Genomic DNA, 10,716 nt, shown 5'->3' on the forward strand with positions numbered 1-10,716 from the left:
TTTTCGAAGACGATCGATTCGGCCCGGTGGCTCCCCTCGGCCCGGAGATGCCGACTTGACTGGCAACCGTTTGGTTGCATAATGCCCCCATGGAAGGCGACGACGACAAGGTGTTCCGAGCCCTAGCCGACCCGGTGCGTCGGCGGCTGCTGGATCGGCTGCACGCCGAGAACGGGCAGGCGCTGGTGGGGCTGTGCGAGGGCATGGGGATGTCGCGCCAGGCCGTCACCAAGCACCTGAAGGTGCTGGAGGAGGCGGGGCTGGTCGTCGCGCTGAGGCGCGGCCGGGAGAAGCTGCACCATCTCAACCCGGCGCCGATCCAGGAGATCGCCGATCGCTGGATCGGCAAGTTCGAGCGCGTGCGAGTGCGCGCCCTCGCGGACCTGAAGGCCGAGCTTGAAGGGGGATCCGATGGCTGAATCGCGGTTCGTCTACGTCACCTACATCCGCGCCACGCCCGAGAGACTTTGGGAGGCTCTCACGTCGTCGGAATTCACGCGCAAGTACTGGGGGGAGACGTGGCAGGTGTCGGACTGGAAGGTGGGCTCCCCCTGGAAGCTCATGATGCCCGACGGGAACGTGGCCGACGCGGGCGAGATCGTGGAGATCGAGCCCGGCCGCAAGCTGGTCCTCGCCTGGACCAACGAGTATCGGCCCGATCTCAAGGAAGACGCGCCGTCGCGCCTGACTTATGAACTCCAGCCCATCGGCGACTCCGTCAAGCTGACCGTGATCCACGAGAGCGACACGCCCCTCTCGCGGCTGATCCAGGCCGTGGCGCTGGGGTGGCCGGCGATCCTCTCCAGCCTGAAGACCATGCTGGAGACCGGCCAGCCGCTGGAGATCACCCGGAGCTGGCAGCAGCAGGGCCCTTCGAACTGATTCCAGCACCCGCCCGCAACGCCCCGGCCGGTCAGCCCTTCGCCCAGATGGCGCGGATGGCGGACTCGTCTCCGAAACCGTCCGGGACGGCGGGGCCGGGGTCGTTGGCGTGGTACCAATGCTTGCCGTCGACCGGCGTGTGGAGGACGCGGCCCCCCGGCATCTGGAGGTGTCCGGCCGGGTCGTGGTCCTTGATCCAGGCGTCCGCGTAGGCCAGCCATGCTCGGCGGCGATCCGCCGGGAGGTGGGCGAACCAGCCGATCTCGTCGTAGCCCCAGCACCAGTACCCGCCCGGCTGGTTCGGCTGGCCCGGGTTGTCGCAGGGGCCCCAGTTGTCCAGCTCGGCGAGGTAGGGGAGGTGGTCGCAGGACCAGCCGCTGGGGGTGGTCCCGCCGCGACTCCGCCCGTAGAACGAATCGACGTGGCCGACTTCCAGCACCCCCTCCATCGGGCCCTTCTCCGGGACCTCCTTCACCCGCAGCGGGAACGAGTGGAAGTCGAGCAGCAGCCCGCCGTCGCGGACGAGCCCGCCGGACGGGACGTGGCCGTCGCATAGCAGCATCTTCCGCCGGGCGTGGGCCTCGGCGTGGGCTCGGGCGCGTTCGAAGACCTTCGCGTAATGGGCCAGGTCGCGATCGTTCCGGGCCATCAGCTCGACCTGGCCGTAATGGATCGCCTCCACTCCGATGTCGATGTACGACGCGGCCAGGAAGTGGAACCAAAGCTGGGTCTCCGGCCGGCTCACGTCCGGGACGGTGGTCCCCTCGCCCCAATGGTCGCGGAACTTGCCGTCGGGCGAGGCCATGTCCGCGAAGCGGAAGTTGCGCGACTCGACCGGAAGCCCGATCGCCTCGAAGGCCCACGCGGGGACCGGGACCGATTCGACCTGCCGGGTGACGATCTCGAACACGCAAGCCTGGGCGATCATCTCCGGGTCGGCGGCATGGGCCCTGGCGATCAGGCCCCGGGCCTTCTCCAACTTGGCGAGCAGGCGGGCCTCGTCCCCCCAGAAGCAGAGGCTACGGCCCAGGAACTTCGCGCCGAGGGACGTTAGCATCCGCAGGTTGTCGTCGAAGTTCCCCTGGCCGATGAAGAGGTCCTGGATGGTGATCGCCCGCGATAGGTAGGCGTCGAGCGTCTCGCGCGAGATGATTCGCTCGAAGCGGAGGTCGGGCGCGGCGGCGCGGGCGGTCCGGGGGAGCGTCGCTCCGGCCCCGAGGGCGAGCGCGAGCCGGGCGAAGTCGCGGCGGTTCCAGGTTCGGGCGGGCATGGCGGGACCTCTCGGACGGAGAGTGGGGAGAGACCCCGATCATCGCGCGCCGGCCGGGGCGGGGCCAGCGGCGAGCGAGGTGGAGGGTCGCGGCGGCGGCATCGGCCTTTCGCTCCGTCATGCCGGGCGTGACCGATTGTCATCGACGCCGGCCCACGTTATAATCCGGTGTTGAGACTCAGTCTCACTAGGTCGAGGTCGCGGCTCCCGTCACGAAATCAGAGGATCGCACATGATCGCGTCGATGGCGACGGTGGAGATTGAGGACGGCGAGGAGATGGTCCCGCTGTCGTTGCTCCGCGCCGGGCAGAGCGCCCGGGTGGGGCAGGTCGTCGGGAATATCGAGTTGGTGCATCGCCTCCGCGAGATGGGCCTGTGCCACGGCGCGACGGTCTGCATGATCCGGCCCGGCAGCCCCTGCATCATCGGGCTGGACGGTCAGCGTCTCGGCTTCCGGTGCGACGACCTGGCGCGGGTGCTCGTCCGCGTCCCGGCGAAGGCCTCCTGAGCGATCGAGTCTCGATCCTCCGCATGCCTCGATCCCCCTCCGGTGCGGCCTCCCCGCCCCGTCCCACCCCCACCCCGCAAGTGAAGTCGGCCGCATCATCATGTCGATCGCTTTGGAAAAGTCGACCTGGACGATCGCCCTGGTGGGCAACCCCAACACCGGCAAGTCGACCCTCTTCGGGGCGCTCTCCGGGGTGGCCCAGCGCACGGGGAACTATCCGGGCGTGACGGTCGAGAAGAAGGTCGGCGAGGTCGTCCACGACGGCCGTCGCTGGCTCCTGGTCGACCTCCCCGGCACCTACAGCCTGGCCCCGCGCTCGCCCGACGAGATGGTGACGGTCGACGTGCTGCTGGGCCGCCGGGACGACGTGCCGCCGCCGGACGTGATCGTCTGCGTCGCCGCCGCCGGCAACCTCTGGCGGAACCTCTACCTGGCGAGCCAGGTGCTGGAGCTCGGCCGGCCCGTCGTCCTCGCCCTGACGATGAACGACCTGGCCGAGGCCGAGGGGACGACGGTCGACGTCCGCGCGCTCGCGGATCGGCTGGGCATCCCGGTCGTCCCCGTGCAGGCCCGGCGCGGCGAGGGGCTCGACGCCCTGAAGGCCGCCGTGGAGAAGGCCGGCTCGGTGCCACCGCCGGCCCCCCCACGGGTCTTCCCCGAGGAATTCCGCCGCGAGGTCGACGACCTGGCCGCGACCATGGACGGCACGCCCCGCTACCTGGTGGAACGCCTCCTCCTGGATCCGGGCTCCTACATCGTCGAGGGCCTGGAACTGGCCGACGCCGAGCGCGACGCGCTGCGGGCGCGGCTGGTGGCTGCCCGCGCCCGGCTCGCCGAGGCCGGGTTCAAGACGCCGGACGTGGAGACGACCTCGCGCTACGCCTGGGTCGGCCGCGCGACCGACGGCGTGGTGCGCCGCTCGGACGACCTGGCCCCGAAGCTCGCCGACCGGTTGGACTCGGTCCTGGCTCACGGCGTCCTCGGGTCGCTGGTCCTCGTCGGCGTCCTGCTACTGACCTTCAGCGCGGTTTTCACCTGGGCGACCGTCCCGATGGACTGGATCGACGCCGGCTTCGCCGCCCTGGGGGACTGGGTGCAAGCGACCCTGCCCGAAGGGCCGATCCGCGACCTGATCGTCGGCGGGGTGATCGCCGGGGTGGGGGGGGTCGTCATCTTCCTCCCCCAGATCGTCATCCTGATCGGGCTGCTGGCGATCCTGGAGGAGTGCGGGTACCTCGCCCGCGCGGCCTACCTGATGGACCGGATCATGAGCCGCGTCGGGCTCAGCGGCCGATCATTCATCCCGCTGCTCTCCTCATTCGCCTGCGCCATCCCGGGCGTCATGGCGACGCGGACCATCGAGGATCGTCGCGACCGGCTGACGACCATCCTGATCGCCCCGCTGATGAGCTGCTCCGCCCGGCTGCCCGTCTACACCCTGATGATCGGCGCGTTCATCCCCGCGCGGGCCTACCTGAACGGCTGGGTCCAGCTCCAGGGGCTGACGCTCCTGGGGATGTACCTGCTGGGGATCGTCGTGGCCGCGGCGATGGCCCTGATCCTGAAGCGGTCGGTCCTCCGGGGCGGCACGCCCGCGTTCGTGATGGAACTCCCGGCCTACCAGTGGCCCTCGCCGGTCGCTGTCGTCCGCCGGATGCTGGAGCGGGGATGGGACTTCCTCGCCAACGCCGGCACGATCATCTTCGCGGTCTCCATCGTGATGTGGGGGCTCCTGTACTACCCCCGCCTCTCGACCGAGGAACTGGCCCCGTTGCTGGATCGCCAGGCCCAGGCCGAGTCCGCGCTGGAGACGGCGAGGTCGTCGGGCGACGAGGAGGCAACCGCCGCGGCCGCGGAGGCCGTGAAGGATGCCGAGGCCCATATCGCCGGCGCCCAGCAGCGTCAGAGCATCCTCGGCCGCATGGGGCGCTGGATCGAGCCGGCCGTCCGGCCCCTTGGCTGGGACTGGCGGATCGGCGCGGCGGCGTTGGCGTCGTTCCCGGCCCGCGAGGTCGTCGTCTCGACGCTCGGCGTCATCTTCGACGTGGGCGAGGAGGTCGAGGACGAGGGCGAACAGCGCCTGACTCAGGCGGTGCAGTCGGCTTCCTGGCCCGACGGCCGGCCGTTGTTCACGATCCCGGTGGCCCTCTCGATCATGGTCTTCTTCGCCCTATGCGCCCAGTGCGTCTCCACGCTCGCGGTGATGTGGCGGGAGACCGGGAGCTGGACCTGGCCCGCGCTCTCGTTCGCGTACATGACGACGCTGGCCTACATCGGGGCGCTGCTGACGTACCAGATCGGCACGTGGCTGCTCACCTGACCCTAACGGCATGCGAGGTGGATGATAATGGGGTGGCAGGACGTCGTCGCGATCGTCGCGGTCCTCGGGGCGATCGGCTATCTGGCGAGCATCGTCTGGAGGGGAATTGCGGGGGAGCGCAAGGGGGGCGGGGCCGCTTGCGGCAAATGCTCCGCGTCCCAGACCGAGCCCGTCGAGATCGCCGCAATCGGGTCGGCGAGAGCCTCACGGTCGGACTGAACGGGATTGAGCGGGACGGGGAACCGTCCCGAATTGGCGACGCGCCGAGGACGGCGCGAAGTCCAGTGCCCTCTAGCGACGAGAGGGGAGGGCGCGCACCCGAACCCTGATCATCCGACGGTCGCTTGAGGACCGCCGGGCGTCAGGCGGATCGGGCGGCGGGGGCGGGTCAGACCCGCGACCCCTGGTGCTGGCGGGCCTTGCGGAGGCGCTTCAGTTCCTCGCGACGGCGGCGCTCGCTGGGCTTCTCATAGTAAGCCTTGCGACGCATCTCCTTGCGGAGGCCGCTGCGCTCGCAGAGCTTGCGGAAACGACGGACGGCCTCCTGAATCGACTCCCCCGCGCGAACCCGTAGCTTCACCACGTTGGTCTACCCTCTTCCCTATTCAATGGATCAAACCGGCCTCGCCATCGGACTCGGCGCTCCGCGAACCCTCGTCGGATCGATTCCTCGACCCGGACGGATCGGCGGGAAACCCCAAATATACACGAGCGTCGCGGGCTTGACTAGCGCGGCCTCGTGGCGTTCGCGGTTTTCCGTGGGCCGATGGGCCGGGGCCGGGCTCAGACGCCGGCCAGAGCCGGCGTGGCGTCCCGGCCGGCGGCGGCCTTGGCGAGCAGCTCCTCGCGGTAGACCTTGACGTGGCTCGGGGCCTCGATGCCGAGGCGGACCTGGCCCCCCTCGACCTTGACCACCGTGATCACGATCCCGCCGTCGATGACGATCTTCTCGTTGACCTTGCGGCTCAGAACCAGCATGACTGACCTCCGTGCTCTAGGGCTGTAGCTTCTTGCGACTCGGTTAGCGTCCGTTGCCGGGCCTCGCGTTGCCTTCCAGCTCCGCCTGTCGGCCCCCAGCCATTTGGTCGCCGGTGATGTCAAGGACTATACGCAGCCGAAGTGCCGATGGTGACTCAGGGGGGCGGATTTCATGAGGTAAGACCTTTCCCCATAAGGAATAGAATTTTATTCAAGCCCCGCGCGTCGTCTGCCGAGGGTCTTGTCAAAAGTACACGGGAGGAAACCCGACTTCCCAAAAACGGCATGGGCTCGGCCGAAATGGGAACGCGGGGCGGGCGACGGCCTTGGGATGGTCAGCGGCGCGGGCAGAGGATACCATCGCATGCGCCGGGCCGCGGGGCGTCGGGCCGCCTGGACGGGGCGGGGGCGTCGTGGGCGTGGTATCCACCTGTCCCTCGAACGAGAGAAAGCGGTCACGTGCGCGTAGGTATCGGTCACGACACGCACCGCCTGGCGGAAGGGCGGCCTTTGATCCTGGGGGGCCGGCGGATCGAGCATCCGACGGGGTTGGTCGGCCATTCGGACGCCGACGTCGTCTGCCACGCCCTGGCCGACGCCCTCCTGGGGGCCGCGGGGCTGGGGGACATCGGCGAGCATTACCCCGACACCGACCCGGAGTGGAGCGGGCTGGACAGCACTCGGCTGCTCGCCGAGGTCGTCGGGCTGCTGGCCGCCGAGGGCTGGCGGCCGGTCAACGCCGACGTCATCGTCCACGCCCAGGCCCCGAAGCTGGGCCCCCACAAGGCGGCGATCCGGGGCAACCTGGCTCGGCTGCTGGGGCTCCCGGAGTCGGCCGTCAACGTGAAGGCCAAGACGGGGGAGCACGTCGGCCCCGTCGGCCGGGCCGAGGCCATCTGTTGCCACGCCGTCGTCCTGATCGAGCCGACTCCCGCCCCCGTCCCCGCCGATCGTTGAACGCCCCCATCCTCGCGAGCGAGACGCTGAACCCATGGCGCTTCGAGTCTATAACACGCTGAGCCGCACCAAGGAGCCGTTCCAGACCGTCGCGCCGGGCGAGGTCGGCATGTACGTCTGCGGCCCGACCGTCTATTCGAAGAGCCACATCGGCCACATGGTCGGCCCGGTCATCTTCGACACGGTCAAGCGGTACCTGACCTACCTGGGCTACAAGGTCTCCTGGGTCGTCAACATCACCGACGTGGACGACAAGCTGATCGTCCAGGCCCAGAAGGACGGGACGACCGTCAAGGAGCTGGCCGAGCAGGTCACGGCCGACTACCTGGACTGCCTGGAGGCGCTGAACGTGACGGGCATCGACCACATGCCCCGCGCCACCGAGCACATCGGCGACATCATCGCCATCAACGAGGGGCTGATCGAGAAGGGGTTCGCCTACGCCTCCGGCGGCGACGTCTATTTCGACGTGACCAAGGCCGACAGCTACGGCAAGCTCAGCCACCGCGACCCGGAGGAGCTGCAGGCCGGTGCCCGGATCGAGCCCTCCAGCCTGAAGCGGAACCCCGGCGACTTCGCCCTCTGGAAGGCGTCGAAGCCCGGCGAGCCCTCGTGGGACAGCCCCTGGGGGCCGGGCCGGCCGGGGTGGCACATCGAGTGCTCGGCCATGAGCCTGAAGCTCCTGGGCAAGCATTTCGACATCCACGGCGGCGGGCTCGACCTGGTCTTCCCGCACCACGAGAACGAGCTGGTGCAGTCCGAGTCGTACACCGGCGTCCCGTTCGCGTCCTACTGGATGCACAACGGCCTGCTCACCCGCGAGGGGAGGAAGATCAGCAAGTCCGACCCCGACACGATCGTCCTGATGGGCGACCTGCTGGCCGAGTACGAGACCGACGCCATCCGGCTCCTGCTCCTCTCCAGCCACTACCGGCGTCCGATTGATTACGGCCCGACGCGACTGGGAGAGATCGCCCGCAGCCTGGGGACGTTCCATCACGCCTTCGTCCGCTTCAAGGAGCTGACCGGGGAGTCGTTCGAGACGCTTGAGGCCCCCGCGCGGCGGCGGGACGAGACGCCCGCCCCGGAGGAGGTCGCGGAGCATCGCCGCAGGTTCCTGGAGGCGATGGACGATGACTTCAACACCGGCGGCGCCGTCGGCGAGCTGTTCGAGATCGTCCGCGTCCTGAACCGGATGTCGGCCGGGCTGTCGGCGGGTTCGGACCTGGCCGGCTATCGCGCCGGGATGGTCGTCCTCAAGGAGCTTTCGAACATCCTCGGGCTGTTCGCCAGGCTGCCTGAGAAGTCGACGGCCGGGGACGACGCCCTCACCGGCGACCTGATGACGCTGCTGATCGACCTGCGGGCCCGGCTCCGCAAGGAGAAGCAATACGCCCTGGCCGACGAGATCCGCAACCGTCTGACGGGCCTGGGCGTGACCCTGGAGGACGGCCCCGAGGGGACGCGCTGGCGGGTCGAGCCGAAGCGTTGAGGAAGAGCGGGGGGCAGGACGCCGCCCCGCGATGAGTCGAGCGAAGGAGTCGATCCGATGCCCGCGAAGGCCTGCGAATCCGAGGGAAGCGACGGCCACCCCAAGGTCTGGGGCCGCGTGGTGGGGATCGACCCGGGGCTGAACGTCACCGGCTACGCGGTCGTCGACCCCGGCCCGAGGGGCCCGGTGGTGATCGAGGCCGGGGTGATCCGCCCCGGCTCGTCGGATCGGGCGCTGGGGCAGCGGCTGGACCACCTGTACCAGAACGTCCTGGAGCTGCTGACCGCGTATCCCCCGGGCGCCCTGGCGCTGGAGAAGGTCCACAGCCACGCCAAGTTCCCCAGGACGGCGATCCTCATGGGCCACGCCCGGGGCGTCATCGTCCTGGCGGCGGCCTCGCGCGGGATCCCGGTGTTCGGCTACGCCGCCGCGCGGGTCAAGAAGACCCTCACCGGGTCGGGCCGCGCCCCCAAGGACCAGATGCAGCGCGCCATCCAGACCGAGCTGGGCCTGGACGAGCCCCCCGAGCCCCACGACGTCGCCGACGCCTGCGCCCTGGCCCTCTGCCACTACCAGATCGGCCGCACCCTCCGCGGCCTGAAAGGGCTCTGACCGGGGCGGACCGGAGTTGGCTTCGTTCGCGCGCCGACGTCTTCCGGATCTGTGCCGTAAGGACATTGAAGGAAAGAGGCTTGCGGAATAACTGAGTTGGCTTCGTTCGTCACTTTCGAAGAGATTTCCGCGGGGGCGCCCGCCCACTTCGCCGTCCTACTTCCCCTCCCCAGCGGGGAGGAACTTGGTCGGTCGCGGATTTCAGGCTCCCCTCCGAGGTAGCCTTCAACTTGCGCGGGCTGGATCTCGAACCAGCCCGTGAGAAGAACCCGCTTCTTTGGGTGTCGCGGCCTACCCCGGGTTCACGGCATGCCCGGCTGGCGGTCGCGTCACCCTGCCTTCCTCGCCACGCCCCACCCAGGGAGCTTCGGCGATGCGCGCAAGGGGGACTCGCGTCCCGGCCGGCGGATTCCTGCCGGGTCGGGGCCGGTACCAAATTCGGGATGCCAAAGAGCACGATCCACCATCTCCCGGATACTCCGCGGCGGCCGGGGCGGGATTTCAGGTTTCTCGGTATTTTCTCGGCTGGCGAGCCGTCGTGAGGGGGCATGGTCCGGCCTGGAGACGTTTCCCCAATCTATCTCGGGGCTTTCCATGCCCTTGCGGCACATGGGTTGCGATAAGACATGGGCGACCGCTTATGCTGAAGGAGCGACACCATGCGACCGCATCTCTTGATACTTGCCACGACAGGCCTGCTGGCGTGCGCCGGCTCGCTCGTCGCCGATGATAGGGACGAGTGGGGCAGGGGCCGCCGCGGGGGCGACTACAAGGGCTTTGACGAGGACCGCCGCGAGTACTACAGGCGTTTCGAGGAGCGACGACGCGAGGACCGCGAACGCTACGAGGAACGGTTGAGGTGGCAGGACGAGCGCCGCCGCGACGCCGCGCGCTACGATAATCGGGACCGTCGAGGAGGAGGATTCGCCGGCCCATACGACCGCGATCCACGCGGTTACTCGGCAACCTATAACAGGCCTGGGCCCGAGGGATACCCGCGCGGGTCGAGGCCCAGGGTGAGCCCGTACCTGACGCCGCCCTTGGGTTACGGGCCCCCGCGAACCACGTTCGATCTCCCCGGGCTCGGCAGGTCGGGCCTGCCCGTCCCGGATCTCGACGTGTATGGCCATGGGCCGACCGTGACGACCTACGAGGTGCTCCGGCCCCGGTTCGAGCCGGGCCCGGACGCCCAGCGGCGGGTCATCGAGATGTCCGACAGCCTGCTCGGTCGGACCGACTCCTACGTGCGAGACTTCGCCTCCACGGCCGGCGCGGTCCCGGAGGGCCCCCAATTCCTGGCCGAGGCCCAGGCCCTGAACGCCGCCGCAGCCCGGTTCCGCGAACTCGCCGCGGGCGGGGCCGGCCCGAGACGACTCTCGGCGGAGCTGGAAACCGTCGAGGCGATGTACGGGCCGCTCGCGGCCCGGACCGACCGCGTGGCCCAGGGTCGCACCGGCCCGAACATCCAGCGGGTGTACGAGATGGGCGACGTCATCCAGCGGATTCGGCGGAACCTGACTTTCCGCTGATGCATGCAGCCGCGCCTGCCGCCGACGCTAGGCCGTGTTGACGATGCGGAGGCTGGCGCGGTAAGACGTTAAGGCGGATCGACGACCAGGAGGGGGCCGTCCGCCATGCGATACGCGATCACCGACGAGATCTGGGCCGTCTGGGGGCCGATGGTCGAGCGCTGCCGC

General features: G+C 69.4%; 11 protein-coding genes. 8 read left to right on the top strand and 3 right to left on the bottom strand.

The features are described from left to right. Positions 1 to 110: 110 nt before the first annotated feature. Positions 111 to 419: a metalloregulator ArsR/SmtB family transcription factor gene (locus WG209_RS05030; protein ID WP_337173914.1), complete on the top strand. Its 309-nt coding sequence runs from the start codon at positions 111 to 113 to the stop codon at positions 417 to 419. Further along, a complete protein-coding gene (locus tag WG209_RS05035) occupies positions 412 to 882 on the top strand; it encodes an SRPBCC family protein (protein WP_337173915.1) in 471 nt (156 codons plus the stop codon). Before WG209_RS05030 ends, WG209_RS05035 begins: the two co-directional genes overlap by 8 nt. 31 nt (positions 883 to 913) lie before the next feature. Here WG209_RS05035 and WG209_RS05040 read toward each other — a convergent pair whose 3' ends face one another. Next, positions 914 to 2,152 carry a hypothetical protein gene (locus tag WG209_RS05040; RefSeq protein ID WP_337173916.1) on the bottom strand — a complete coding sequence of 413 codons (1,239 nt, stop codon included), beginning with the start codon at positions 2,150 to 2,152 and terminating at the stop codon, positions 914 to 916. A gap of 232 nt (positions 2,153 to 2,384) precedes the next feature. On the opposite strand from WG209_RS05040, the gene WG209_RS05045 reads away from it, so the two are divergent. After that, the gene (locus WG209_RS05045; protein ID WP_337173917.1) at positions 2,385 to 2,660 is read left to right on the top strand and encodes a FeoA domain-containing protein; all 276 of its coding nucleotides are present in this window, start codon (positions 2,385 to 2,387) and stop codon (positions 2,658 to 2,660) included. Between the two features lie 100 nt (positions 2,661 to 2,760). Beyond that, on the top strand, positions 2,761 to 4,980 hold the full coding sequence (gene feoB / locus WG209_RS05050; RefSeq protein ID WP_337173918.1) for a ferrous iron transport protein B: 2,220 nt from the start codon (positions 2,761 to 2,763) through the stop codon (positions 4,978 to 4,980). Between the two features lie 388 nt (positions 4,981 to 5,368). On the opposite strand, the gene rpsU is transcribed toward feoB, so the two are convergent. Continuing rightward, positions 5,369 to 5,563: a 30S ribosomal protein S21 gene (gene rpsU / locus WG209_RS05055; protein ID WP_240906946.1), complete on the bottom strand. Its 195-nt coding sequence runs from the start codon at positions 5,561 to 5,563 to the stop codon at positions 5,369 to 5,371. A 200-nt stretch (positions 5,564 to 5,763) separates the two neighbouring features. Then, complete coding sequence (gene csrA / locus WG209_RS05060; RefSeq protein WP_337173919.1) at positions 5,764 to 5,958, bottom strand: carbon storage regulator CsrA; 195 nt, start codon at positions 5,956 to 5,958, stop codon at positions 5,764 to 5,766. 459 nt (positions 5,959 to 6,417) lie between these two features. On the opposite strand from csrA, the gene ispF reads away from it, so the two are divergent. The 4 genes from ispF (at position 6,418) to WG209_RS05080 (ending at position 10,548) form a co-directional block, all read left to right on the top strand. Further along, positions 6,418 to 6,915 (top strand): 2-C-methyl-D-erythritol 2,4-cyclodiphosphate synthase, encoded by a 498-nt coding sequence (gene ispF, locus WG209_RS05065; RefSeq protein WP_337173920.1) that lies wholly within the window; start codon positions 6,418 to 6,420, stop codon positions 6,913 to 6,915. A 34-nt stretch (positions 6,916 to 6,949) separates the two neighbouring features. Beyond that, positions 6,950 to 8,407 (top strand): cysteine--tRNA ligase, encoded by a 1,458-nt coding sequence (gene cysS, locus WG209_RS05070; protein ID WP_337173921.1) that lies wholly within the window; start codon positions 6,950 to 6,952, stop codon positions 8,405 to 8,407. Between the two features lie 57 nt (positions 8,408 to 8,464). Then, complete coding sequence (ruvC, locus tag WG209_RS05075; protein WP_337173922.1) at positions 8,465 to 9,019, top strand: crossover junction endodeoxyribonuclease RuvC; 555 nt, start codon at positions 8,465 to 8,467, stop codon at positions 9,017 to 9,019. A gap of 659 nt (positions 9,020 to 9,678) precedes the next feature. Then, positions 9,679 to 10,548 (top strand): hypothetical protein, encoded by an 870-nt coding sequence (locus tag WG209_RS05080; protein WP_337173923.1) that lies wholly within the window; start codon positions 9,679 to 9,681, stop codon positions 10,546 to 10,548. The last annotated feature ends 168 nt before the right edge of the window (positions 10,549 to 10,716 follow it).

Origin of the sequence: Paludisphaera sp. (assembly GCF_037189885.1) — a bacterium.
Lineage (GTDB): Bacteria > Planctomycetota > Planctomycetia > Isosphaerales > Isosphaeraceae > Paludisphaera.